24 protein-coding genes are annotated in these 26272 nt (G+C 42.7%); 10 read left to right on the top strand and 14 right to left on the bottom strand.

From position 1 onward, the window contains the following. The first annotated feature begins 30 nt into the window (after nt 1–30). On the top strand, nt 31–489 hold the full coding sequence (locus AC0L46_RS08020; RefSeq protein WP_317005627.1) for a YehS family protein: 459 nt from the start codon (nt 31–33) through the stop codon (nt 487–489). Between the two features lie 68 nt (nt 490–557). Here AC0L46_RS08020 and AC0L46_RS08015 read toward each other — a convergent pair whose 3' ends face one another. The 4 genes from AC0L46_RS08015 to AC0L46_RS08000 all read right to left on the bottom strand — a co-directional run bounded on the left by AC0L46_RS08015 (nt 558) and on the right by AC0L46_RS08000 (nt 4549). Further along, nucleotides 558–1628, bottom strand: coding sequence for a TRAP transporter substrate-binding protein (locus AC0L46_RS08015; RefSeq protein ID WP_473502791.1), 1071 nt, complete (start codon nt 1626–1628; stop codon nt 558–560). Nucleotides 1629–1667: 39 nt separating this feature from the next. Next, nucleotides 1668–2960, bottom strand: a complete 1293-nt coding sequence (locus tag AC0L46_RS08010) for a TRAP transporter large permease (RefSeq protein WP_414681517.1) — start codon at nt 2958–2960, stop codon at nt 1668–1670. Between the two features lie 75 nt (nt 2961–3035). Beyond that, on the bottom strand, nt 3036–3590 hold the full coding sequence (locus AC0L46_RS08005) for a TRAP transporter small permease (RefSeq protein WP_414681516.1): 555 nt from the start codon (nt 3588–3590) through the stop codon (nt 3036–3038). 56 nt (nt 3591–3646) lie between these two features. Continuing rightward, a complete protein-coding gene (locus AC0L46_RS08000; RefSeq protein WP_473502789.1) occupies nt 3647–4549 on the bottom strand; it encodes an aldo/keto reductase in 903 nt (300 codons plus the stop codon). A gap of 263 nt (nt 4550–4812) precedes the next feature. Here AC0L46_RS08000 and AC0L46_RS07995 point away from each other — a divergent pair, with 263 nt between their 5' ends. The 6 genes from AC0L46_RS07995 (at nt 4813) to AC0L46_RS07970 (ending at nt 11280) form a co-directional block, all read left to right on the top strand. Continuing rightward, on the top strand, nt 4813–5544 hold the full coding sequence (locus AC0L46_RS07995) for a GntR family transcriptional regulator (protein ID WP_473502787.1): 732 nt from the start codon (nt 4813–4815) through the stop codon (nt 5542–5544). Between the two features lie 53 nt (nt 5545–5597). After that, nucleotides 5598–6725, top strand: a complete 1128-nt coding sequence (locus AC0L46_RS07990) for a Gfo/Idh/MocA family protein (RefSeq protein WP_473502785.1) — start codon at nt 5598–5600, stop codon at nt 6723–6725. A gap of 191 nt (nt 6726–6916) precedes the next feature. Next, on the top strand, nt 6917–7900 hold the full coding sequence (locus AC0L46_RS07985; RefSeq protein WP_414681512.1) for a TauD/TfdA family dioxygenase: 984 nt from the start codon (nt 6917–6919) through the stop codon (nt 7898–7900). 438 nt (nt 7901–8338) lie between these two features. Next, nucleotides 8339–9268 carry a tripartite tricarboxylate transporter substrate binding protein gene (locus AC0L46_RS07980; protein ID WP_414681511.1) on the top strand — a complete coding sequence of 310 codons (930 nt, stop codon included), beginning with the start codon at nt 8339–8341 and terminating at the stop codon, nt 9266–9268. A gap of 67 nt (nt 9269–9335) precedes the next feature. Then, on the top strand, nt 9336–9797 hold the full coding sequence (locus tag AC0L46_RS07975) for a tripartite tricarboxylate transporter TctB family protein (RefSeq protein ID WP_414681510.1): 462 nt from the start codon (nt 9336–9338) through the stop codon (nt 9795–9797). After that, entirely contained in the window at nt 9790–11280 is a 1491-nt protein-coding gene (locus tag AC0L46_RS07970) for a tripartite tricarboxylate transporter permease (protein WP_473502782.1), read from the top strand. Before AC0L46_RS07975 ends, AC0L46_RS07970 begins: the two co-directional genes overlap by 8 nt. 159 nt (nt 11281–11439) lie before the next feature. On the opposite strand, the gene AC0L46_RS07965 is transcribed toward AC0L46_RS07970, so the two are convergent. The 7 genes from AC0L46_RS07965 to AC0L46_RS07935 form a co-directional block, all read right to left on the bottom strand. After that, complete coding sequence (locus AC0L46_RS07965; RefSeq protein WP_473502780.1) at nt 11440–12468, bottom strand: peptide ABC transporter ATP-binding protein; 1029 nt, start codon at nt 12466–12468, stop codon at nt 11440–11442. Further along, entirely contained in the window at nt 12465–13433 is a 969-nt protein-coding gene (gene dppD / locus AC0L46_RS07960) for a dipeptide ABC transporter ATP-binding protein (protein WP_414681507.1), read from the bottom strand. The genes AC0L46_RS07965 and dppD overlap by 4 nt, the downstream gene beginning before the upstream one ends. An 11-nt stretch (nt 13434–13444) precedes the next feature. Further along, nucleotides 13445–14359 carry a dipeptide ABC transporter permease DppC gene (dppC, locus tag AC0L46_RS07955; protein WP_473502778.1) on the bottom strand — a complete coding sequence of 305 codons (915 nt, stop codon included), beginning with the start codon at nt 14357–14359 and terminating at the stop codon, nt 13445–13447. Nucleotides 14360–14369: 10 nt separating this feature from the next. Next, the gene (locus AC0L46_RS07950; RefSeq protein WP_414681505.1) at nt 14370–15380 is read right to left on the bottom strand and encodes an ABC transporter permease subunit; all 1011 of its coding nucleotides are present in this window, start codon (nt 15378–15380) and stop codon (nt 14370–14372) included. A 166-nt stretch (nt 15381–15546) separates the two neighbouring features. After that, the gene (locus AC0L46_RS07945; RefSeq protein WP_473502776.1) at nt 15547–17139 is read right to left on the bottom strand and encodes an ABC transporter substrate-binding protein; all 1593 of its coding nucleotides are present in this window, start codon (nt 17137–17139) and stop codon (nt 15547–15549) included. A 576-nt stretch (nt 17140–17715) separates the two neighbouring features. After that, nucleotides 17716–18585, bottom strand: a complete 870-nt coding sequence (locus AC0L46_RS07940; RefSeq protein ID WP_473502774.1) for an NAD(P)-dependent oxidoreductase — start codon at nt 18583–18585, stop codon at nt 17716–17718. 435 nt (nt 18586–19020) lie between these two features. Beyond that, a complete protein-coding gene (locus tag AC0L46_RS07935; protein WP_414681502.1) occupies nt 19021–19647 on the bottom strand; it encodes an SGNH/GDSL hydrolase family protein in 627 nt (208 codons plus the stop codon). Between the two features lie 81 nt (nt 19648–19728). Here AC0L46_RS07935 and AC0L46_RS07930 point away from each other — a divergent pair, with 81 nt between their 5' ends. Beyond that, the gene (locus AC0L46_RS07930; protein ID WP_473502772.1) at nt 19729–21168 is read left to right on the top strand and encodes a coniferyl aldehyde dehydrogenase; all 1440 of its coding nucleotides are present in this window, start codon (nt 19729–19731) and stop codon (nt 21166–21168) included. 30 nt (nt 21169–21198) lie between these two features. Here the strand turns inward: AC0L46_RS07930 and AC0L46_RS07925 are convergent, their stop codons facing one another. The 3 genes from AC0L46_RS07925 to AC0L46_RS07915 form a co-directional block, all read right to left on the bottom strand. Beyond that, nucleotides 21199–21654: a gamma-glutamylcyclotransferase family protein gene (locus AC0L46_RS07925; RefSeq protein WP_473502770.1), complete on the bottom strand. Its 456-nt coding sequence runs from the start codon at nt 21652–21654 to the stop codon at nt 21199–21201. Between the two features lie 271 nt (nt 21655–21925). Further along, the gene (locus AC0L46_RS07920; RefSeq protein WP_473502768.1) at nt 21926–22363 is read right to left on the bottom strand and encodes a carbohydrate binding domain-containing protein; all 438 of its coding nucleotides are present in this window, start codon (nt 22361–22363) and stop codon (nt 21926–21928) included. A gap of 225 nt (nt 22364–22588) precedes the next feature. After that, nucleotides 22589–24544, bottom strand: a complete 1956-nt coding sequence (locus tag AC0L46_RS07915) for a methyl-accepting chemotaxis protein (RefSeq protein ID WP_473502766.1) — start codon at nt 24542–24544, stop codon at nt 22589–22591. Nucleotides 24545–24816: 272 nt separating this feature from the next. On the opposite strand from AC0L46_RS07915, the gene AC0L46_RS07910 reads away from it, so the two are divergent. Both AC0L46_RS07910 and AC0L46_RS07905 read left to right on the top strand, forming a co-directional pair. Continuing rightward, nucleotides 24817–25578 carry a sulfite exporter TauE/SafE family protein gene (locus AC0L46_RS07910; RefSeq protein ID WP_317005659.1) on the top strand — a complete coding sequence of 254 codons (762 nt, stop codon included), beginning with the start codon at nt 24817–24819 and terminating at the stop codon, nt 25576–25578. A 20-nt stretch (nt 25579–25598) separates the two neighbouring features. Beyond that, nucleotides 25599–25952 (top strand): GFA family protein, encoded by a 354-nt coding sequence (locus AC0L46_RS07905; protein ID WP_473502764.1) that lies wholly within the window; start codon nt 25599–25601, stop codon nt 25950–25952. Nucleotides 25953–26272 lie beyond the last annotated feature (320 nt).

Raw genomic sequence — 26272 nt, 5'->3', positions numbered from 1 at the left:
GGCGCTAACCCCTAACACTAGGAATCCATTTTGAATAACAACGATGTTCTACGACGCCTTCGCTACACCTTTGACTTAAAAGAATTAGCGATCGTGGAGATATTTTCTGCGGCAGATTCTTCTGTATCTCAAACTCAGGTTTCGGCTTGGTTAAAGAAAGAAGAGGATGCTGGCTATGTTGAGATGATCGATGTCGAAATGGCGAGCTTTCTTAACGGTTTCATTAATACCAAACGTGGTAAGCGAGAAGGCCCTCAACCTATTCCGGAAACGCGTTTAACAAATAACGCTATTTTTATGAAATTGCGTATTGCTTTGAATCTTCAAGCTGAAGCGATTCTAGATATCATGTCATTGGCTGAATTTAACCTGAGTAAACATGAGCTTAGCTCTTTTTTCCGTAAGCCAGATAATCGCCATTATTGTGAATGCAAAGATCAAATCCTACGTAATTTTCTGATGGGGCTGCAAAAGCATTATCGTCCTTGATATTGAATAACAGGCATAAAAAAAGAGACGGCTTGCCGTCTCTTTTTTGTTTGTGCTGAACAATCTAATTAATGTAAATCAGACTCGTATTCAGCTTCTACTTTTTGTTCTGCTTGTTTCGCTGCATCACTCAACAAGTTAAACCACTTGTCACCGTCTTCAATGCTTTCTTTAAACCAGCTGTATACAGGTTCAGCAGCTTTAGCGAACTGTGCCTTTTCTTCTGGCGTTGGAACGTATAAATCACCGCCAGCTTTGTTAAAAGCTTCATACGCCGCAATTGATTTACGTTTTGGAGAAGCAAAGGTTGCTTGCTGTAGCGCAGAGAAACCATCGACAACAACACGGCGAAGTTCTTCAGGCATATCCAAGAAAGTATCGTTATTCATGTACCACAAAGCAGACATGTAAGCATGGCCATCAAGTGTCACATATTTTAGACCAGCGTCTGTGAACTTCATGCCCATAATATCCGTGATACCGTTTTTAGAACCTTCAACGACACCGGTTTGGAAAGAGGTGAAAAGATCTCCCCATGGAATTGGCGTTGGGCTAGCACCCAAAGAGCGAACCAATTCTTGAGGTAAGTCTGAAACCACGGTACGGATTTTCAAACCTTCCAAATCTTCAGGAGATTTAACGGTACGCTTGGTGTTGGCAAAGTTACGCCAGCCACCTGTGTTACCTATAGCCATTAGGCGAACAACATTGTCTGAGTCTTCTAGGATTTGCTTGCGCAACTCGCGAGTAAAGTCGCCAGTGAACACTTCTTCTGCAATGCGGTCATCACGCAGTACATAAGGCAGATCCAAAACTTGTACGTAAGGATACATAGCGGAAGCGCCACCTGATGTAGAAATGTAGATATCAATGGCACCGTCTTCTAGGGCTTCAAGACACTCTACACCGTTGCCGCAAAGCTGAGTGCCCATAAAGATATCGACAGCGATTTCGCCATTAGAATGAGCTTCTACGAAGTCTTTAAAGACGACCAAGCCATCATAGTCTTCATCGTTTTCATTTGAGTTTGCAACCGCACGAATATTAAATTCAGCTGCCTGAGCGACATTGCCAAGCATGACGCTCGCGCCAATAAAACCTGCTGCAATCACACTATTTATTTTTGTTTTTGTGAACATGAAAAAATCCTCTTTTATGGTTTTTCTTTGCATTTCAAACTATCCAGATACCAGTCCGAGCAGTCTCGGTAACGTCATGGATAGAGATGGGAAAAAGGTAATCAAAAAGATCACTGCCACTTCAACTGCCAAGAATGGCAATATCGCTTTAGAGATGCTTTCGATACGTTCGCCAGAGACACTGGAGGCGACAAATAGCACCAGCCCCATGGGCGGTGTTGCTAGGCCGACCGTCAAGTTAACACTCATAATGATGGCAAAATGAATTGGGTCAACGCCAATGTTGATAAAGATAGGCCCTAAGATAGGCCCCAAAATAATGATGGCCGGGCCCGCATCCAAGAACATACCAACTACGAACAATAGAATGTTGATCAAGAATAACAACATCAATGGGTTTTCACTGATCGTCAGTACCCAGTTCGCTAGAATTTCTGCACTATGAGACAAACTAACAACCGTCTTAAACGCAATCGCCGAACCTACTAGCAGAAGTACCACAGCGGATGCTTGCGCGCCTTTGATGAAAATATGCGGCAAGTCTCTTAGCTTAACTGTCTTCATTACCCAGACACTGATAATCAGCGCATAAGCGGTAGCAACAGCAGAAGCTTCAGTCGGTGTGAAGATACCGCCGATGATGCCACCTAAAATGATAACGGGGGCAAACAAAGGGAAGATGGCATTTTTAGTTGCTTGGCCGCGCTCTGTCCAAGTGGATTTAGGACCAGCAACAGGGAAGTCGTACTTCTTCGCCATTAAAGCAACCATGGCCATTAAGCCAACACCGATTAATATACCTGGCACAATGCCGGCTGCGAATAAGGCGGCGACAGACACTTCCATTGTGTAGGCATAAATAATCATAATGCCAGACGGTGGAATGATTGGGCCAATGACCGATGACGCTGCCGTAATTGCCGCGGCGAATTTTCGGCTATAACCATTCTTTTCCATCGCAGGAATCATCATAGAACCGATTGCAGACGTATCCGCAACGGCAGAGCCAGATAAACCCGCAAACAACATGCTCGACATAATATTTACGTGAGCCAAACCACCGCGAACGTGACCGATAAATGATTGGGAAAATTGGACCAGATTCATGGTGATGCCACCACGGTTCATCAGCTCACCTGCGAGCATGAAAAAAGGGATCGCCATCAATGGAAAGGAGTCAATTCCGTTATAAATATTACGAAACAACAAGCCGACATCACGTTCCATTCCGGTGGCATAAAGCATCAAACCCGGCGCCATAAGCATGGCAAAGAATACGGGCATACCAACCAGTAACAGAACGAGGAATAAAGGTAAAAATAGAGCTAGCATATTTTCGTCTCTCTTTTTTATTATTATTTTCTGCCTTGCTGTTTAAGATGCGAGGCAATTCGCAAACCTCAGAGGTTAGTCTGGATTCGCATCGGCACGAACTTCCATAGCAATCTGAAACTCTTTTTTATGTCCCAAGAAGCAACCCAACTCGCGTAAGCAGAGTTCAATATTGACCAGTAACATAGTGAAAAAGCACACAGGCATCGCCAGATAAATCCAAGCACGAGAAATATGAATAGAAGCGGCGCGGCTACGAAAGCCACGTTCAAAGAAGTCTATTCCCATTGATGTCAGCTTCACTAATGCGATGCCAGCCATCAACAATAAAACCAACTTCAATAAGCTAGAAGCCTTTTCAGGCAAGGCCTGTAAAAACATATCGATAGCAACGAAAGAACCACGGCGATAGGCTTCACCAGAAACCATCGCCATCATCCAAATCATCAGCGCTCTTGCGGCTTCTTCTGGCCAAGGCAGTGCGTCGCCAATAACGTAGCGGCAAAACACCTGCAGCAAGATCACAGAAATCATTGCCGCCACTAACACCCAAGCAACACTTCGGCCGATACGGCTTAACAAAAAGTTGATGGTCGCTATGCCAGTAACCAATGTTCTAAGAATGACCATTTTCTACTCCCTCAATAAACATTGTTATTATTTTTTCTCGTTTAAAGGGTAACGAATTAAGGCACTTCTTGGCCTGCAGCGGCAGTCCAAAGTTCGAACCAAGTTTCACGGTCTATCGAGATGTCTAAGATTTTAGACAAGTCTTTAATGCGCTGCGTATTGTTTGTTCCTACAACAGGCAGAATATTTGCAGGGTGCGCCAATAACCAAGCAAGTGCAACATGATCAGATGATGCGCCTTGTTCTTTGGCTAGGCGTTCAAATAATGGCGCTAAGCGACGAGTTTCTGGTGTGTCGGCAAACAATGCGCCGCCAGCAAGTGGTGACCACGCCATTGGTGTGAGTGAATCCAGTTGCATTGCGCTTAAATTTCCATTGGTGAACGCGCTTCTTTCTAGCAGGCTCATTTCCACCTGATTGACGACCAAAGGATGCTTCATGTTGTTTTGCAGTAAGCGCCAATCCCAAACTTCGAAGTTAGATACACCAACTGCGCGAACTTTACCGCTATCGATCAAAGCATCAAGCGCTGCGCCTGTTTCGGCTGCGTTCATGAGTGGGTCTGGACGGTGGATGAGGAGCAAATCTAGGTAATCTGTAGAAAGGTTTTGTAAGCTCTTTTCAACGCTCGCATTAATGTATGCGGCACTTGTATCGTAAAGCTTCACACGACGAGCTGGGAATTTATCTGAGATAAGCCCGATGTCGCATTTGGAAATAAGTTGCATTTTAGAGCGTAAAGAAGGGTCTTGAGCAAGCGCTTGACCAAATAGTTGCTCACATTCGTAATCACCGTAAATGTCCGCGTGGTCAAAAGACGTGATGCCTTGATCTAGGCACAAATCAATTTTTTCTCGAACGTGCTGTGTTGAAACATCTGCCGCATCCGCAAGGCGCCACACTCCATAAACTAAACGGCTTAGTTGTACGTCTGATTTTCCGAGTTGAATCATTTGCATTGTATTTTCCCTAAGACTGTAACCTTCATTTTTTGATGAAGGTTGTCTGTATCTTATTATTGTTTTGATTTACTGGCTCAACTGAGAGATGTCGTTGTTAATACCAGTAGTTGTATATTCACATTATCAGTGTATTCTAATGATGTAAATCAATGGTGAATGAATTTTTGTGAAAAGTATCGCTAAATGAAAAAATAAGCCTAACAATAGAAAAATTAGGTGTTTCAAATGCGAATGATTAGCAAGAAAGCTCAGGAGACAGAGTGGAAAAACAACACTTGGAAAAAAAGAAGCAAGCGAAGCAATTGCCTTTGTTTATTCAGATCAGTGAACTGTTGAACAGAGAAATTGCGGCAGGGCAATGGCTTCCTGGTGACCGCTTGCCTATTGAAGCTGAGTTAGCCACGACGCTTGGAGTCGCCATTGGCACATTGCGGAAAGCTTTAAAAAAGCTTGAAGAGGATGGTTTATTAGAGCGTAGACAAGGCTCGGGAAACTATGTGAAACGAGCGCCAAGTGGGCGTGCTGTTTATCAGTTCTTTCACTTAGAAACCCTCACTGGCGGCGGTATTCCTACAGCGGATATTTTGTCGGTTACGGCCGATGATGATGCTTTTGTTAAACAGCAGTTGAAAGTTGAAGGTGATGGAAAGCTCTGGTGTGTTAAGCGGGCAAGGTATTTGAACCGAGAACTGGTTGCTATGGAGCAGATTTGGTTCCGTCATGATCATGACCCAAAGCTTAAACCAAAAGATCTACATGAATCCCTTTACCTTCATTACCGAGAGCAATTTTCTTTTTGGATTAGCCGAGTAGAAGACGAAGTGGATTGTGGCGAGGCGCCTGAATGGGTTTCTGAGGCGTTGGGCTTAGAAAATAAAGCCATCATGCCTAAGGTGCATCGTCGTAGTTGGTCGAACGAAGGTAAGGTCGAAGAATTTTCATTTACTTGGTATGACCCAAGCAAATGTCGATATGTTGCGCGTTGGCATTAAAAAAACAATTTAAAAAAAACAAAACTAACATAAATAAAAACAAGAGGTTAGATATGGAAAAGCGTGTTCGCTATGGCATTCTTGGCTGTGGAATGATGGGACAAGAGCATTTGAGAAACCTTGCGCTTATTGACGGCGCTGAGGTGGTTGCAATCACAGAGCCAAATAAAGAAATGCAAAAACGTTGTGCGGAATTGGTCCCTGATGCGCACTTCTTTAATCATCTTGATGACATGCTGAATGCTAACCTTGAGCTTGAAGCCCTTGTTATCACAACACCAAACTATCAACATGCCGATCAGCTACTACAGCTGTTTGAGCAAACCACACTGCCAATTCTTGTCGAAAAGCCAGTTGTCACCAGTCTAGAGCAAGTTGCCAAAATTCGAGCCGCTGCCGCGAAGCACCCAGCACCAATTTGGGTTGCGATGGAATATCGCTATATGCCGCCTGTTGCTCAATTTAGAAAGCAAATTGTAAATGGCGACATTGGCAAATTCACCATGCTGAATATTCGAGAGCACCGCTTTCCATTCCTAGAAAAAGTGGATGATTGGAATCGTTTTAACAGTAAAACGGGCGGCACTCTAGTTGAAAAATGCTGTCACTTCTTTGATTTAATGCGTTTGCTAACAAAGAGCGAAGTGAAGCGTGTTTATGCATCAACTGGACAAGACTGTAATCACCTTGATGAAAGTTATGACGGACAAACGCCTGATATCATTGATAATGCGTTTGTGATCGCGGACTTTGAAAATGGTCAGCGTGCTTGTTTGGATCTCAATATGTTCGCAGAAGGTTCGCGCTACCAAGAAGAAATTTGTGCCATTGGCTCAGATGCAAAACTAGAGTGTTTTGTACCAGGCCCAGGCCGTTTTTGGCCAACAGAAACTTTAGGTCCTGCACCTATTCCTAAAGTCGTATTAAGCCCACGTGCTCCTAAAGGGCCGATTGAGGCAGACATTCCTGTAGACGATAAGTTGTTGGATGCTGGTGATCATAATGGCTCCACTTTTTATCAACATCTTGGTTTCTTCAAAGCCATCACAGAAGGTGCGCCCGTGGATGTTTCTCTTGAAGACGGTTTGAAAGCGGTTGTGATTGGTTTAGCTGCTCAATATTCCTCAAAAATGGGGCAGGCTATTTCTTTGACAGATGAAGGTTTTGGCTTTTCTGAATAAATTTTTTAAAAAATATAAACAAAGTAAATCAATGGTTTAAATGATTTTTTGGGATATTTCAATTCAAATTCATTCACTATTGATTTACTTGTTGATTGAATCAGATTAGAGTGACTTAAGAATTCATCTACTATTGATTCACTCGATGATAGAGATTTATTAAACACTATTACTTTCATTAGGAGTAAATAATGAGTGTCGTAATTTCCAAACTAGAAGAACAAAAACAAGTAAATGGGTTGGATTTTCCTTTGCTAGTAACGCCTCACAATGACGAAGTGAAAAAGGATGCGTCTACCTTTTTTCATTGGGTCGAAGAGAACAAAGCGGAATTGCATGAAAAACTGATTAAGCATGGCGCGGTTTTGTTCCGAGATTTTCCAATTGCTAATTCTGACGACTTTGAGCAAATGCTTAACGAGACGAATTACAAAAACATGCCTTATGTTGGCGGTGCGGCACCGCGTTCACAGGTGACAGAATCTCGTATTGTGACGGCGAATGAGTCTCCTGCTTCAGAAAAAATTCCTTTTCACCACGAGATGGCACAAGTACCAACGCCTCCTGGTTATATCTTTTTCTATTGTGAGACAGCGGCAGAGAAAGGCGGCGCAACGTCTATTTTGCATTCGGGAGAGATCTGCAAGACTTTCTTCGACATTGCTCCTGAATTTGCGAAAAAAATTGAAGACCAAGGCGTTCGTTATATTCGCGTGATGCCTGAAGTCACAGACACCACGTCTGCAATTGGTCGTTCTTGGAAAGATACTTTCTTAGTGCAAACTCGTGAAGAAGCAGAAGAAAAAATGCGTGAAGCGGGAATGACTTGGGAATGGTTAGATAACGGTAATGTTCGCACGGAAACTCGCGTGCTTCCTGCCATTCGTTATGATGAGGAAACTCAACAGAAGGTTTTCTTTAATTCCATTGTGGCTGTGTTTACCGGTTGGAATGACAGCCGTAATGAAGGTAAAAAAGCGGTTGCTACAGCAAATGGCGAATTCATGGATGAAGAACTGCTTAATAAGCTGGTGTCTGCTATGGATGAGCAATGTGTGAATTTCAAATGGAAAGATGGCGATGTATTGTGGATCAACAATCACACAGTACTTCATGCTCGTCAGCCGTTTGAAGGCGATCGCCGTATTCTTGCTTCTATTTCATTCAAAGAGTAAATAGCTTTAGTTAATAGAGCTTTGTAGGCCGTTGTTGATCAAAAAACACCATCTAGCACCTTTAGATGGTGTTTTTTTATATAGAAACAGGTACTTTTTTATATATGGTGCAGAAGATTACTAAATTATGAATTTTGTAAGCATGACTTGCATTATGAATTTTATATATTATTGTATTACGAATATTGGTTTGCTGAGTTTGATAAATAGCCTCCGGAGAGGTTCTAAATCATTACTCATAACTTGAAGTGATAAGCCTGTTTTTAAGTTTAGCTCGTCTATTCTTAAGCGCGGTATTTATTGAGGTTGGGAAGGAATCACCTAATAAATAGTAGGCTTTTCTATTAGTCTGAAAGTTATTAGTATAAATATCATGCACTTAGAGGCTGATTGAGTAAAAAAACCGAAATCAAAATTAAAATAATAGGTGTCATCAATATGAAAAAAATTATAAAAAATACCCTAATGGTTGCTGCTGTTGCATTTGCTGCAAGTGTTTCTGCTGCTGACTACCCTTCTAAGACAATCCGACTTGTTGTTCCATTTAGCCCAGGCGGTGGTACCGATTCCGTAGGTCGCGCAATCGCGAACTCTACTAAAGACATTCTAGGTGAGAATATCATTGTAATGAACAGAACTGGTGGTTCTGGTGCTGTTGGTATGAGCTTCGGTGCTCAGCAACGTCCAGACGGTTACACGGTTACTGTTGTTACGCGTGAGATTGCTTCTCTACCTCAAATGGGTCTAATGCAAAATGACGCAGACGATTTCAAACTGATTCGTATGGTTAACTTAGATCCAGCTGTTGTTCTTGTTAGTAAAGACAGCCCATTCAACAACATCAATGACTTGATCGCTGAAGCGAAAAAACAAAACGGTAGCTTAAAGTTTGCTTCTACAGCGAAGCCAAACTTCTACTTGATGGCACTAGAAAACAGCCAGAATATCAAGCTGAATGCGATTCCTTACAACGGTTCATCTGAAGCGATTCCAGCCGTTCTTGGTGGTCACACAGCTGTAACTATGGTGACGCCTGGTGAAGCTCTTTCTCAAATTCAAGCGGGTCAATTGAAAGCGCTTGGTATCATGTCAGAAGAGCGTATTGCTTTCCTTCCAAACGTACCAACGTTGAAAGAGCAAGGTGTTGACGTATCTACAGGTACTTGGCGTGGACTTGGTGTTCCTAAAAAGACACCAGATGAAATCGTTGAAATTCTAGGTGCTGCGTTTGATAAAGCAATGGCATCTCCTGAGTTTGTCGAGTTCATGAAAAAGGGCGCTATGACTATTCATAACTTGAACGCAAAAGAGTTCACTGAATTTGTTGCTCAAGATACTAAGAACCTTGGCGTTCTAATTAATCAGTAAGTTGCAATGAACGATAAAGTGCCCCTAAATTATTTAGGGGCACTTTTTTACTAATTAGGTTATTGATATGAATGGTAAAAACCTTGTTTTTCCGATAGTAATTATTATTGTGAGCGCTGTCTTTTTGTTTTTTGCCAGCCAGTTTCCATCCCCTAGCTTCCAAGACTCCAGTGTTAGTTCCAAATTTTTCCCAAGTGCCATTGCGGTTATACAAATAATTATTTGTTTGTGTCTGATTGCTGGCGAGCTTCTTAAACGAAATAAAGCATCTGAAAATACGGCCGTTTTTAGTAAGTACTCAATATTTGGTGCCATTTTCATTATCGGCTACGCCGTTTTGATTTACCTGCTCGGTTATCTTCCTTCTACTTTGATTGCTTTTCTCGCTTATCTAGTTTTCTTTAGAAGTAAAAATGTTTGGTACTACGTCACGGGCTTTGTGTTCACCTGTGTCATTTATTATGTTTTTGCGAACGTGTTTTATGTTGCTCTCCCTGAAGGGCTTATTACAGGGCTAATTTATGATTGAACATTTACTAAATGGGCTTTTAACAGCTTTAAGCTTTGATGTTTTACCTATTCTAATATTTGGTGTTGTAGGGGGAATCATCCTCGGCGCTATGCCTGGTTTAACAGCCACAATGGGGGTAGCGATATTGCTTCCATTTACATTTGGCATGGACTCTACACCAGCACTTGTTATGTTGATCGGCGTTTATATTGGTGGGATTTACGGCGGATCTATCGCGGCGATACTTCTTAACACGCCAGGTACGCCAGCTTCCGCTGCCAGTGTATTAGACGGCTACACCTTGACAAAGAATGGTCAAGCGGCCAGAGCCTTAAGTATTTCAGCGGTTTCTTCGTTTGCTGGTGGCTTAATCAGTACCATCATTCTGATTGCCTTTGCGCCTATCTTGGCGGGCTTCGCATTGAAGTTTAATGCGCCTGAATATTTTGCTCTCGCTCTCTTTGGTTTGACGATCATTTCCAGTATTTCAGGTAACAACCTATTGAAAGGTTTGTTAGCCGGTACGATTGGTTTGCTGATTTCTACCATTGGTCTTGATCCAATTAACAGTGTGCCACGCTTCACGTTTGACGTTTTGGACTTGTACAGCGGCATTAACATCATTCCTGTACTGATTGGTTTATTTGCCTTGTCAGAAGCCTTGTCACAGCTCGAGACTATTGTTAACGATAAGAAGCATGTGTTGCGCAGTTTCAGCTTGAAAATGCTGAGCAAAAAAGACTTAAAAGAAATCACGCCAACGGCAGTGAAGAGTGGTGTTATCGGCACAATGATTGGCAGTATTCCTGGTGCCGGTGCGGATATTTCCTCTTTCGTTTGTTACAACGAAGCGAAGCGTTCTTCTAAGAATCCTGAAGAGTTTGGTAAAGGCTCTATTAAAGGCTTAAGTGCTGCTGAAGCGGGTAACAACGGTGTAACGGGCGGTGCATTGGTTCCTTTGCTTACTTTAGGTGTTCCTGGTGATGCGGTAACAGCTGTATTACTTGGTGCGCTTGTTATTCAAGGTTTGAGCCCAGGTCCTTTGCTGTTCACTTACAGCCCCGACCTTGTATACGGCATCTTTAGCTCCATGCTTGTGGCTAACGTCGTGATGCTACTGGTTGGCTTAATCGGTATTCGCTTCTTCTGTAAAATCATTGAAATCCCAAGAATGTTGATGATTCCTATCATCATGTTCTTGTCGATCATCGGTGCATACGCAATCAACAACTCTATGTTTGATATCGGTGTTGCGGTGTTCTTCGGATTATTAGGCTTTACACTGATTAAGTTTAGCGTACCTCTGTCACCTATTTTGATTGGTATGATCCTTGGACCGATGGCAGAAACGAACTTAAGAAAATCACTGCTTTTGTATGAAGGTTCATGGTCATTCCTATACGAAAGACCGATTGCTCTGTTCTTCTTAGTACTAACCGCTTTCTCTGTGTACACGGCGCTTAGATTTAATAAGAAGAAAGAAGCTTCTGTTGAAAGCTAATTGATTTCTAAAAAAGATCAATGAAAAAAGGTGAGATAAGATAGACCATTTGAAATGGCTTTCTTTCTCACCTTTTTTGTTTGTGATGAGAGAGGGTTAAATTGAGGCGAAAAAAAGCGCCCTTGCGGACGCTAAAAAGCTCTCTGTGAGCAATTCTGTCTAAGCAACACTCTGCGTGTAGTTCTCTATACGATTTTCTTCTACTGCATGACATGCAATTAGGTGGCCTTGTTCTTGGCTGTCACTATTGTCTAATCTCAATGCTGGTGTTTCGCTCTTACAGCGATCATTGGCATAACTGCAACGACCGTGAAAAGCACATCCAGATGGTGGATTCAGTGGTGACGGTAGTTCACCCTCTAACTTAATTCGTGTCCGACGTTTCTCTGGCGAGAGTTGAGGTGTACTAGACAGCAAAGCTAAGGTGTAAGGGTGCTGAGGATTATTAAACAATTGTTCTCGAGTGCCTTGTTCCACTACTTTACCGAGGTACATCACCATAACATCGTCGGCGATGTGCTCAACTACGGACAGGTCATGGGAAATGAACACATAACTCAGACCAAATTCTTCTTGCAAGTCCATCATCAAGTTTAAAACCTGCGCCTGAACGGATACGTCGAGCGCTGAGACTGGCTCATCCGCGACGATGACATTTGGATCCAGCATCAAGCCGCGAGCGATGGCAATCCGCTGACGTTGGCCACCAGAGAACATGTGCGGATAGCGATCATAATGTTCTGCCTTCAAGCCAACCTTCTCCATAATAGAGATGGCTTTTTCTTTACGCTCTGCTTTTGAAAAATTGGTGTTAATAACCAAAGGTTCTTCTAAAATCGCACCAATTTTCTTACGTGGATTCAAAGAACCATAAGGATTCTGAAAGATGATTTGGATCTTCTGGCGAAGTTTCTTTTGAGCATCTTTTGTTAAGGTTAATAAGTCTTCACCTAGATGTGCCAAGCTACCGCTGGTTGGTGTTTCAATCATAGTTAACATACGACCTAGAGTTGATTTACCACAACCAGATTCACCAACAACCGCCAGCGTTTTGCCTTTTTCAAGCTGAAAGCTGATGCCATCAACGGCTTTTACTACAGCGTTTGGTTTCAGTAAGCCTTGCTTCACCTGATAGTGCTGTTTTAAATCATCCGCTTTTAGAATGAGTTCGATGTCTTTTTGATTCATGCGGCTGGTCTCCCTTCGCTGTTCAATGGCGTGTGGCATTTTACTTGGCGGTTAAGATCACCTTGGTTTTCTGGTTCCACTTTACGGCAATGATCTGTGGCATAAGGGCAGCGAGGGCTTAATAAGCAACCAAGAGGTCGGTCATATTGACCTGGCACCACGCCAGGAAGCGCTTCAAGTCGTGTCTTGCCAGCAGATGACTCAGGCAAAGAGGCAAGCAAAGCTTGAGTATACGGGTGTCTTGGTGTGCTAAAGACTTCTGATGCAGGGCCGGACTCAACAATTTGTCCTGCGTACATCACAATAACGCGATGAGCCACTTCCGCCACAAGTGCCAAATCGTGAGTAATCAGCACTAACCCCATTTGTTTTTTGCGTTGTAGGTCAATTAGTAGATCAATGATTTGAGCTTGTATTGTGACATCTAAAGCCGTTGTTGGCTCATCAGCGATCAAAAGTCGTGGATTGCACGCGATAGAAATTGCGATCATCACACGTTGGCTCATACCACCAGAAAGCTGATGAGGGTAATTGTCCAAACGAGATTCTGGTGCTGGAATACCAACTTGGGTAAGCAGCTCAATGGCACGAGCTTTTAGCTCTTTCTTGCTGCCGCCTTGGTGCGTTTTTAGCGCTTCAATGATTTGATAACCCACGGTAAAGCATGGATTCAAACTCGTCATTGGATCTTGGAAGATCATTGCAATGTCTGAGCCTGTTAGCTTACGACGTTGCTTTTCTGGCATGGCTTGTAGGTCTTGGTTATCAAAAGTGAGTTGGTCTGCACTCACCTTGCCTGGGAAATCAATTAATCCCATGATAGACAAAGAGCTGACACTTTTGCCTGAGCCTGATTCCCCAACGATGCCAAGGACTTCCCCTTCCTCGACCTTATAACTGATGTTATCTACGGCGCGAAAATTGCCGAAGGTAACGCTTAAATTTTCTAACTGTAACAGTGACATCTGAACCTCTCTTACTGTTTTAACTTGGGATCGAGGGCATCGCGTAAGCCATCGCCCATGAGGTTAAACGCCAATACGGTGATCAAAATCATCAAACCTGGGAAGGTTACAACCCACCATGCGCGTTGTACGAACTGCAGAGCATTAGCCAGCATTGATCCCCATTCAGGGGTTGGTGGTTGTGCGCCAAGACCAAGAAAACCCAGCGCTGCCATATCAAGAATTGCCGTTGAGAACCCTAATGTGGCTTGCACGATTAAAGGTGCTAAACAGTTTGGTAAAATACACACAAACATCAGGCGCAATGGGCTGGCACCAATAACCCGCGAAGAGGTTACATAGTCACGAGACATCTCAGCCATGGTCGCTGCGCGAGTTAAGCGCACGTAATGAGGCAATGAGACGATGGAAATCGCCAACGCCGCATTAACAATGCTTGGCCCCAAAATCGCCACAATCGCAATGGCTAAAAGCAAGCTCGGCATAGCCAGCATGATGTCGACGATTCGCATAATTGCTGTGTCTATCATGCCTTTGAAATACCCAGCCACAAGGCCAAGTAAAATTCCCATCACCAAAGAAGCCGTTACCGCCACGATACCGACAGCAATCGACAAACGAGAACCGTGGATTAAGCGCGACAAGATATCGCGGCCAACGTCATCCGTTCCTAATACAAAAGACCAGTTTCCGCCCTCCAACCAAGCTGGTGGTAGCAACAAAGCATCACGGTATTGATCAGACGGAGAATGTGGTGCAACAAAATTCGCAAAGACAGCCATGAAGAAAATTAAGGTAATCACCACAAGGCCACCTAAAGCACCTTTGTTGCTGCTGAAATAGTGCCAAAACTCTTGCAGCGGTGTCATAGGAATAGGTGCGGTAAGTTCGTTTTTTTCTGTGGACGTTTCGATAGATGTAGTCATAAACGCCTCCTTATCGGCTATGTCGAATACGTGGATTTACAATGCCGTAAGTAATATCAACAAGAAGATTCACGACAATAATAATGCAAGCGACAATTAAGATACCGCCTTGTACAACTGGATAATCACGGCGCCCGATGGATTCGATCAGCCATTTGCCAATGCCAGGCCAAGCAAATACGGTTTCGGTCAGAATAGCCCCAGATAACAAAATACCAACCTGTAGACCAATGACGGTAATCACGGGAATCAACGCGTTACGCAAAGCATGAATAACAATGACTCGCCAAGGCGCGATGCCTTTAGCTCGGGCGGTACGTATGTAATCTTCGCTTAGTACTTCCAACATGGAAGAACGCGTCATACGAGCAATGACAGCCATTGGTATGGTGCCAAGAACGATGCTTGGCAAAATAAGGTGAGAAACAGCGGAGGAAAATGCGCCTTCTTCATCAGACAAGAAAGTGTCAATTAACATAAAGCCAGTGACATCATCTATCCAATAAGTGACGTCGATTCGCCCGGAAACCGGCGTCCAACCAAGGTTGACAGAAAAGACCAACATCAGCAGTAAAGCCCACCAGAAGATGGGCATTGAATAGCCTGTCAGAGAAAAGGTCATGACAGAATGATCAACAATTGTGCCGCGCTTTACCGCCGCAAAAATACCTGCAGGTAAGCCAACGAGTATGGCAAAAATCGCAGCGCAGGTTGCTAATTCTATTGTGGCAGGGAATAGGGTTAGGAATTCGCTCATGACAGGTTCTTTCGTAACCAGAGAGTTACCTAAGTCACCTTGTAGAACACCTGCCACATAACGAAAGTATTGAATATATAATGGCTTATCAAAACCTAGTTGAGCGCTTAATTCAGCGTGACGTTCTGCACTGACACCACGTTCACCGGCCATAACATCAATAGGGTCACCCGGTATTAGGCGAATAAGGGTAAAGGTCAATAAGGTTATTCCGAGAAACGTCGGGATAACGAGACTTAAACGACGAAAAATAAATTGAAACATAAAGGACTGATTCTCTTACCGTGTTATAGGAGCACATCACTGGGATTCGAACAGTGGTTTGATTAAAGATAGGTTTAATCTGGTTTGCTCTATGAACAAAATGCCTACTCACGTCCCAGCGAGTAGGCATTTTATAAATGTCCAATCAAGGACGGCTTTCTAAACGTTATTTACTAACGTTGTAGAAGAAGTGACCACCAAGAGGGTCTACTTTGTAGCCTTTTACTTCTTTACGAATTGGCTCGTAAACAACAGAGTGAGCAACGGTGATCCAAGGCGCTTCACGCTTGAAAACAACCTGAGACTCTTCATACAACTTAGTACGTTCTGCTTTATCTGCTGTGCGTTTTGCGCTTAGCAATAAGTTGTTGAACTCTTCATTACACCATTGTGCGCGGTTAGAGCCACCAACGCCTTCACAGCCAAGTAATACATACAGGAAGTTATCTGGATCACCATTATCACCAGTCCAACCTAGTAGAACTGTGTCGTGCTCACCTTTCTTAGAGCGATCTAGGTATTCACCCCATTCGTAGGAAACGATTTCTGCTTTTACGCCAATTTTTGACCAATCTTCCTGCATAACTTCCGCCATACGACGTGCATTTGGATTGTATGGACGTTGCACAGGCATTGCCCAAATATTGGTAGTGAAACCGTCTGGGTAACCTGCTTCCGCTAACAGTTTTTTCGCTTTTACAGGATCGTATGGGTAATCCACAACGTCTTCATTGTAAGACCACATTGTTGGTGGAATCGGGTTTTTAGCCGCTTTACCAGCACCTTGGAAAACCGTATCAATGATGGCGCTTTTATCTGTCGCTAGGTTTAATGCTTGGCGAACTCGAACATCATCAAATGGTTTTTTCTGAGTGTTAAATGCTAGGTAACCAACGTTTAAGCCTTCTTGGCTTAGTAGGTTGATGTTTGGATCCGCTTCCATTTGCTGAAGGTCTGCTGGATTCGGGTAAGGCATCACATCACATTCGCCTGCTTTTAGTTTTGCATAGCGAACAGAAGCATCTGGCGTGATAGAGAAAACAAGGCGATCAACTTTTGCTTTGCCTTTCCAGTAGTCTTCAAACGCTGTGTAGCGGATCAAAGAGTCTTTACGGTACTGAACTTTTTGGAAAGGACCTGTGCCAACTGGGTCGCTGTCTAGTTTTTCAGGCGTGCCAGCAGCCATTAATTTATCTGCTTGTTCTTTAGAGAAGATAGATGCGAAGTCCATTGCCATGTTAGCAACAAAAGGCGCTTCTGGTTGGTTAAGAACAAATTTCACCGTGTAGTCATCGACCTTAACGATTTCTTTGATCAGGGTGTCCATGCCCATTGCTGTGTAATATTCGTAAGAGCCGCCAGAAACCATGTGGTAAGGGTGACTCTTATCGCCTTGACGATTGAAAGAGAAAATTACATCGTCCGCATTAAAATCGCGTGTTGGCTTAAAATCTTTTGTTGAATGGAATTTAACACCTTTACGTAGGTGGAATGTGTATTCAAGACCGTCACTTGATACATCGTAGCTTTCAGCAAGACCAGGCTCTGTTTCTGTGGTGCCGAGTTTGAATTCTAGCAAACGGTTAAACATGTTTTTTGATGAAGCATCAAAAGTGGTGCCAGAAGTATAAAGTGAAGCGTTAAAGCCTTCAGGGCTACCTTCTGAACAGTAAACTAATGTGGTTGCTGCATGAGCAGATGTACTGATTGCTCCAGCGGCCATAAGTGCAAGCGTCAGTTTTCCTAACCCTTTTTTCATTGTAACTCTCCAATTAACATAATTATTTATCGTGCGAACACGTGGGAAGTCGAATCAAGGTATTCGTTACTTTTGTGATTTTTAATAGTGGGGAAAGTGTCTATGGTGTACTTATTAGAAATACAACCTAGCTTAAATACTTGTTTAAACTAGGTTGTTCTATCTCATCCTTGAGCCCCCTTTAGCCACTTAAACGCCCTTGAATAATCAAGGTCGTCCGAAAGTTGCCTCCTTGAAGATTACTGAAGCGTTATTAAATGACCAATCGAAATAACGATATGCGCTATGCATCTAATGAATAAAGAATGTGTATAAATTGTGTAGGGTATTGTTATATAAGGATTTTGGTTTGGCTTTATATAGGTCAATAATGAGCTTTATATGTGTTTTTTGTGAGATAAAAAAATGAGATAGGCAAAATTAAGGTCTTTTTGCATTCTAATTAGTGATTGAGGTGAAGAATAGATAGCTTGATCATAGGAGGATTATGTTGGACAGCAAAACTGAATAGTCCCCCAAAAAAGCCCATAACGTGAAAGTCACTGGGCTTTGAGTCATAACCAGAAAGCTTCAGTATTAAGCTTTTTTATCGAATGCTTTGACTAATACAGATGTGTCTTGGCGACCTCGGCCTTCCTGTATTAAATCTTGGTAATCCTGATCAACCGCTTCTGTTAGAGGTAACGTGATGCCCATTTTTTCGGCTTGAGTTAAGCAGAGGCTCAAATCCTTATGCATCCATTCTATCGCGAAGCCAAAATCAAACTCGTCTTTCGCCATGGTTTCACCGCGGTTTTCCAGTTGCCAAGAACCTGCCGCGCCATACTTTAATGTGTCGACCAAGGTTGCGATGTCTAAATTGGCTTTCTGTGCAAAACGAATACCTTCTGATAAACCGGATAAAACACCGCCGATCAGAATTTGGTTCACCATTTTTGTTAGTTGGCCATTACCGACTGGCCCCATCAGAGTGGTGGCTTTTGCATAGCAGTCCAATACAGGTTGCGCTTTGTCTAAGTCGCTTTGCTCTCCGCCGATCATGACGGTTAATACGCCATTTTCAGCGCCTGCTTGGCCGCCAGAAACCGGCGCATCCATAAATAAGAAGCCTCGCTCGTGTGCTGCTTGCGCTAGCTCTTTGGCGACTTCTGCAGAAGCGGTTGTGTGATCGATAAACAAGGTGCCTTTTTGGGCATTTTGAAACGCACCGTCATCGCCTAAATATACCGCGCGCAAATCATCGTCATTACCAACACAAGTTAAAACAATGTCTGCTGCTTGAGCTGCTAATGCAGGTGTTGGTACAGACGTTCCTGAGTACTGTTCACACCAAGTTTGGGCTTTTTGGCTTGAGCGATTATATACAGTGACATCATGGCCTGCTTTGCTGACATGGCCTGCCATTGGGTAGCCCATTGTTCCTAATCCGATGAAGCTGACTTTCATTGCATTCTCCTCGTTGCTTTGCTCAATATGTTGCTTTTTGATCACTCAATAATACGTACTTGCTAATGAATTACGAGGCACAAAAAGCACAGAAATTGAGCATACAGAAGGAAAAACGCAGAATACTCTTAGAAATTAGTCGGTTACCTTATAAGGAATTGCAGCATCCATATCCTGTGGATAACTTTGTGTAAGAAAATTCTTACGCAAGATTATTTCGAAAAAATAGGGACGTTTTTAAATAATCGTGCATATTTCATACAATTTCAGCTTTTTTACTTTTGCGCTGCAATTTCTTCTTTACAAAGTCAAGAGTGAAACAGACTTTTATTTTATAAAAATGACTTTTTAGATTTCCATGATTAATATTAATTCTTAATCGACGGTTATCTTTTTTATTAAGAGAGTCTAATAAATCTCTTATAAAACAATATTCTACGAGCTAATGTGTGGCTTTATTAAATCAAACAAGGCGCGAGCCAATTGCTCGTTTGCAGAGGAATCCAAGTGCACACCATCGACTTCGCTTGGTTGTAAAATACCAGCAGAATTCAGGAAAAGACAATTGTTGTGAATGGCCATATCTTGGTAGTGTTGGTGAAAATGTTGAGACTTTTCAATGGCTCCGTCGAAATTGGCGGCCAAAGTCCCCATTGGGGATAAAATATTTGGTGGTGCGACGACGACAAGTGTTGGATTTGGAAATCCGTGAGAATTTGGCATTCTTGACCTTTCTATCAGCTTCTCGATGCCTTTTGCGGCTTCGTAGGCGCCAACATTGAAATGACGCTTCAAATCGTTCGTGCCTAACATCAAGATTAAAATATCAACAGGTCCAAAGGTTTCTAACGCTGCTTGCAGGTAAGCCAAGCCATTTCTGCCCTCTAAAAAAGGATCATTCCATAAGGTAGTTCGGCCAGGTAATCCAAAATTAATGACGTCATGGTGGTGGCCTAATAGATCATTCAGCATGGATGGCCAGCGCAGGTGTTTGGGATAGCGTCCACCGTTTGGAATACTGCCCCATGTGAGAGAGTCGCCGTAACATAAAATAGTCGCCATAACTTACTCCTTGTAATTTCGTCTAAGTCACTTAATAGTGTAGTCAATAAAATAACAACGAATTCAAAGAAAGAGACCATTATGAGTAATGCACCTTTTTACACCGAAGATGAAATCCATACTGCGTTCGGCCGATTAAAGTCTCTTGCTCAACAAGCGCCTTTTCCTACAAAAGAAGAGCGTCTGAAATGCTTAACGAGCCTACAAACCGCTTTATTACGTCATGAGAAAGCCTTGTTAACAGCCTTGAATAAAGACTTTGGTTGTCGCGCTCATGAAGAGTCTCGCTTGATTGAGTTGATTCCATTACTGGGTGAAATCAAGCACGCTAAAAGTCATCTCACCAAATGGATGCGATCATCAAAACGTCGAGTGCATATCAGCAGCTTTCCTGCCGCTGCTAAAGTAGTGTATCAGCCCAAAGGCGTTGTTGGTGTTGTCTCTCCTTGGAATTATCCTGTTTTGCTTTGTTTAGGGCCTTTGGTTGGCGCTATTGCAGCTGGCAACCGAGTGATGATGAAAGTGTCGGAGTTTTGTCCGGAAACGAACAAAGTATTGCGAGAGATATTGCACGAATCTTTAGGAGAAGATTGGGTTGAGCTGGTGGAAGGTGAAGCGGATGTTGCAGATGCATTCAGTCAAGTCGCGTTTGATCATCTACTGTTTACAGGTTCAACCTCTGTTGGTCGTATCGTGATGCGCAATGCGGCTAAAAATCTAACGCCAGTGACTTTGGAGTTAGGAGGGAAATCGCCATTACTTGTTGCGCCTTCTGCTGACTTAAAGGATACAGCGAAAAAGTTGGTTTTTGGGAAAGCATTGAACGCAGGACAAACCTGTGTCGCACCAGATTACGTGCTGTGCCATCAGGATCAAAAGCAGGCTCTTATTGATTTCATGAGAAAGGAGCTGGTTCGTTATTATCCAAAAGGCATTCAGAGTTCAGATTACACAAGCTTAGCAAATGAACGTCAGTTGAATCGATTGAAAGGGTATTTAGACGAAGCGTTGGCTGCAGGCGTGCAATGTGACAACTTAATGGCTGAGACAAGCGCTGCAAAAGAGCAAGCAGGTCAAACCAATAAACTGGCTTTTCATGTTCTTCATGAGCCAAGCGACGATTTAGCCGTGATGCAGGATGAAATTTTTGGGCCTTTGCTGCCTATCCTGACTTATTCAAATATAGACGAAGCCTTTGATTATATTCATCAACGTCCTCGTCCATTGGCCATGTATATCTTTACTCAAAACAAAGCCGATGAAGCGTGTTGTGAGTTACAAACTGCCAGCGGCAGTTTGGTTGTTAATCAAACGATTATCCAAGTGGCGCAGCCAGATTTACCTTTTGGTGGCGTCGGCGCATCCGGTGTCGGGGCTTATCATGCAGAAGAAGGCTTCCGGACATTTTCACACGGGAAATCTGTACTACGTCAGCGAGGGCCGAACACTGTAGGTTTATTCCGCCCTCCGTATAAACGTCTAGTTCATAAGCTGATGGAGAAATATTGGCCGTTTTTGTAAACAGGAAATGCTAGCTCTGAGAAGTCATGTTTAAGCAGGCACAGCTTGTCCGTAATGATGCATTTCTTCCTGTTTGTAGGAGTTGTTGACTGGCTTGGGTTCGTTATCTTCTCGGGTGAAGCGCTCCCAGTCGCCTGCTTCCATGTAAGGTGCGCTGCTTAATGGTTGGTTGTAAACGTATATCCAGCCTTGCCCATAAGGAGAAAAGACGCGCTTGCGAAGATAGAGCGAGGTTTGTACTGCATCCGGGTCAAATTCTTCAAGGCGATCAAGTTCTACTAAAACATCATCTGGTACGTCGTACCATTCCACCCGAATGCGGCCGCTTTCATCGTGAGTCGGAATAACGCCAGGGTATTCGCCTAAATTGTACATACGAAAACCTGTTAACCAACCTAGCCCGATACGTTTGCATCCAGCAATTAATTTATGGTTCGTTAAACCCTCACGAAGAGTTCCGTAAACAGCGACAATGTTAGTAGGCATGGCGTAATTCCATATTTAGACATTTAGTGAAGTGCACAAGATGGCCTTGCTTGAGATTCATTTCAAGTACATTTTAGGCAATTCATCAGTAAATTACAGAGCCCTGACACATCCTTTATAGATTCAATAGATTACTTGCGTCTAGGTGCATCTAAGCTAATGAACTGAGAAATGAAACACGAAATGATTAGGAAGAAGAAGTTTTGTCGTTGAGATAAGCAAAGCCTTCTCGCAACTGAAACATGAGAAGGCTTTGTTGAAATAAATCGCTTTATTTGCTTTCTAGAGAAAATGCGTCAAAGCGCCCTTTTCCACCATTATAAGCACCAAAGATGGTGACAGAGGAGCTTGAGCCTGAATTAAAGGTAACAGTTGCCTGTTGCCAACCGGAAGATTCTACGTCCGCTGTTTTGGTATTGGCACCAGCTGTGACGCCAATCATTCCCTTGCCTTTAACCCAGGCTGTTAAGACGTAGTCTGTGTCTTCTTGGACGGAAACAACTTGTGCAGCTTTTGCGCCTGCACCTTCGAGTTTTGCAGATTTTGAGCCTTCGTACGCTTCGCCTGAAATAGCGGAAGGATCAGTGTCTTCCCAGCCACTCCACTTTTGTTCAAAGCTAGCGTTTTCAATAGGCACTGACGCCGCCTGTGCTGCAGAAATGGCAATCGTGCACGCAGCAGTAGTCATCAAAGTTTTCAATAATGTCATTTTTATCCCCTTATTTATCTTTATTTTAGGGTGTTATAAACAGCCGAATTACCTTGAGTAATAGGCCAACTCACTTAATAAAAAGCGAGTATTAATATAGTTTTGTATTATTTTAATATCAATAGTGCGAAATCGATTTTAGGACGGGTTAGGAACAACAAAAAAGCCACTTCAGATTGAAGTGGCTTTTTTTATTTTGAGTTTGATAAATAGTGTTGTAGAAATCTAAGTGCTTGATTTAAAGCGCGCTACCATATCTTGCAATTCATTCGACAATTCATTTAATGCAGTAGCCGTTTGTGACACTTTTTTAGATAAATCGTCTGATTTAATTGTGCCATCATGAATGACGACCACATTGCTGTTAATTTCCTCAGCCACAATATGTTGCTCTTCTGCAGAGGCGCTGATTTGGATCATCATATCTTTGATGTCGAGAACAGATTTCAGAATGTTTTCAAAGACTTCCGCTGTTTGAGCAGCTAGGCCAACAGAATCTTTTACGACATTTACGCTGTTGTTCATTTTGCTTGCAGCGTGACTTGTTTGCTGCTGCAAGTTATTGAGCATTTTGTCGATTTCATCTGTAGATTCAGAGGTGCGTCCAGCAAGTGTTCGTACTTCATCTGCAACAACCGCAAAGCCTCGACCTTGCTCGCCTGCTCGCGCAGCTTCAATGGCTGCGTTGAGTGCCAATAAGTTTGTTTGCTCTGCAATCGCTTTAATTGTATCGAGAATTCCAAGAATACTTTCAGATTCTTTCGCTAGGTCCAGAATCGTTTTGTTTGAGCTATTTACTTCATTTTCTAAATTTTTCAGAGATGACATGGTTCTCTGAATAAGCTGATTACCTTCCTGAACTTGGCTTTCACTGTTTTCAGCGGCTTGTGCTGCTGTTGTGCAGTTGGATGCCACTTCATTTGAGGTCGCCACCATTTCATTGAAGGCTGTGGAAACATGGTCAACAGAATTAACTTGATGAGAAGCCACACCGCTGAGTTCTAATGAAAGATCTTCTGAACGATGTGCGACACCACTTATTTGATTACAAGAGGATTTTGTGTGGTCGATGATTTTATCAATGGAAGAGACAAATTCATTGAATGCGATGGCCATTTGTCCCGCTTCGTCTTTTGATTTCACCTCAAGGCGCTGCGTTAAGTCGCCCTCACCTTGACTAATATCAGTCAAGCTGTCCGCCATTTCTTTGATCGGACGAATGACAAAGCTTGCTAGAATGGAGCCAATGACCATAAAGAGTACAATCATGACAATGGCAATAACAACTGTCGTGACAATCAGGTTGTTAGCATTGGCAAATACCACGCTTGTTGGTACCAAGCCAATAAACTTCCAACCGAGTTCTGGAGATATATAAACCTTAGCGAACCAAGTTTCTCCATCAATGGTTATCTCTTGAACATCGGATCCTTCATTAAGCGTTCCATAAGGACGGGATGCTTCGTCTATTTTTTTAAAGTTATTCTCAGGTGTTGAAGGGTCGGCAAGGATGTTTCCAGTATCTTCGACCATGACAACATAGCCTTCACCGCCAAACTTCACCTTGGCTAACATTTCTGTCAATTTACGTAGAGTGACATCAACACCAACCACGCCATAATAACCATCTTTGCCTTCAAAGCGTTGAATGTAATCCACCAAAGGTGCACCAGTACCACTATCAACATAGGCAGGAATACGAACCGGTTCAGTGCTGTTGATTGAGCCGGTATACCAGCCGCGAACGGTTGGGTCGTAATTTTCATTATTGTTGCCTATTGGCCATTGTAGATAGCTGGAGTCACTAGCACCCAACCAAATATAAGTTAAATCAGGGTGTGTCTTACCAAAATCATCCATTAAGGCGAATGCTCTTTGCTCCGCTGGAGAGTTTTGGTCGGGAGTCATCATAGCTTTAGGTTTATTCTTATAGATTTCAATATCGCCAGCCGTTAATTCCGTTAAGGCATTTGCACGAGCAAAGAAAGCCGCATTCTCAGCTAAGTTATTAAGAAACATTGAAAAAATGGTGTCGACGTGTGTTATTTCTGTCTGACTCTGCTGGTCGAAGTTTACGATCGCATTGGAGCGGATATTGTTGATAACAACAATGGATATGATTAATACGGGGAGTATGACTCCTGCCGCTACTAGCGCAATGATCTTGGATTTAATCGTCATAGTTCCTCTCTTAAAGCTATGTCAATAAGCAACAGTGTCAGTAGTGGTTTAGCACCAACTACTTTATGTCCGTGATGGCTATTGAATACAGGCTAATTAAATCGATCATAATTGAGTTTAATTTGAATTGGTAACATAGATTTACATCTAATTGACGATAACTCCATTTCATAGATTTTTGGTTATAACGCAGCATTATGATTCTTTTGTCAGGTAGTGGCTTTACCTATATTATGCGTCCATTTTTACGAGCCAGAATCAGGATATATTAGATGGACTACAGCTTATTTACTGTGACTTTGTTGATTGGTACAGGATTTGTTGCCGGTATCATTAATACGCTAGCGGGCGGAGGTTCTAATTTGACCTTGCCTGCTTTAATGGTGATGGGAATGCCTGCGGACATTGCCAATGCCACCAACCGCGTTGGTGTTTTTCTACAAAATGTCTCTGCCACATTTGGTTTTCGAAAAGCTAAAAAGCTAGATACTGTCGATATTTTACCTGTGATGATTCCTTCGTTGCTCGGTGGCGTGGTTGGTGCTTTTGCTGCCAGTTACGCACCAGAGGCATGGCTAAAACCTTTACTCCTTAGTGCGATGATAAGCATGACACTCATTATGATTGTTCGTCCTGCCATGATTGCACCGCCAGAAGGCACAATTCCATTTAAAGTAAGAGAAAAGCCGAGTGCGTGGGTCGCTTTGTTTATCGCCGGTATTTATGGTGGTTTTGTGCAAGCGGGTGTTGGTTTTATTTTAATTGCCGCTTTGGCTGGAACTCTGCGTTATGACTTAGTACGAACTAATGCACTGAAAATGGTTTGTACGCTAGGTTTCACTGCTTTGGCATTGGGTGTGTTTATCTGGAATGATCAAATTCTGTGGGTTCCAGGTTTGATCCTTGCTTCTGGCACCATGTTAGGTTCATTTCTTGCAGTAAAAATGGCTATTAAGGCTAACCCGAATCATCTGAAATGGTTTCTTTTCATTATGACCGTTTGTGGTAGTGCCGCCGCTTTGTTGAGTGATTAACCTTGTAAAGGAGTCATCGTATGCAAGAAAAGGAATATTTTGGACGTTGTCATTGTGGTAGCGTGCAATTCAAAATCATTACAGATGCTCCTGAACTCACTACTTGCGACTGTTCTATCTGTATCAGAAAAAATGCCTTAATGGTAAAGGTGCACGAAACCAAATTTGAGCTCATTAAGGGCGAAGATTGCCTCACTGAATATCAATTTCACACCCACACAGCGCGACACTTCTTTTGTAAAACTTGTGGTATTTACCCTTTTCATAGAAAACGCGTCTCACCCGATTTCTTTGGCATTAACGTCTATTGCCTAGAAGGCTTTGAAATCGAAGGCATACCTGTTCGCGCAACGGTTGGCGCGGGAATGGAGTGATGGCTTTAGGAAGGCCTTAATTACTTTGATTAAAGCCTTTGAGCTTCTCATACTGTGTTTTTCATTGGCTGATTGTAGTTAAGAATGAAAATCTTTTAATGTATGTGCAAATTTCTTGCACAAAATCGGTGCGTATGAAGTATGATAAAGGCTGTGTTGTGATTTAAAAGTGATCACGCAAAGGAAAAAGCGTAGAAAAACAGGTAGTTATTACTGATTTTTGCTAAATCACATCTAAAAAAGAGCCGTTTTAGAAGGTCATTTTTATTGAATTAGCCAATTTAATAGAAAAGACAGAGGCTACTTAATATAAAAGTGTC

Source organism: Marinomonas sp. 15G6-16, from assembly GCF_055809555.1.
Note: the sequence above shows the minus strand (reverse complement) of the source record. Positions and strands in the feature narration are given on the sequence as shown.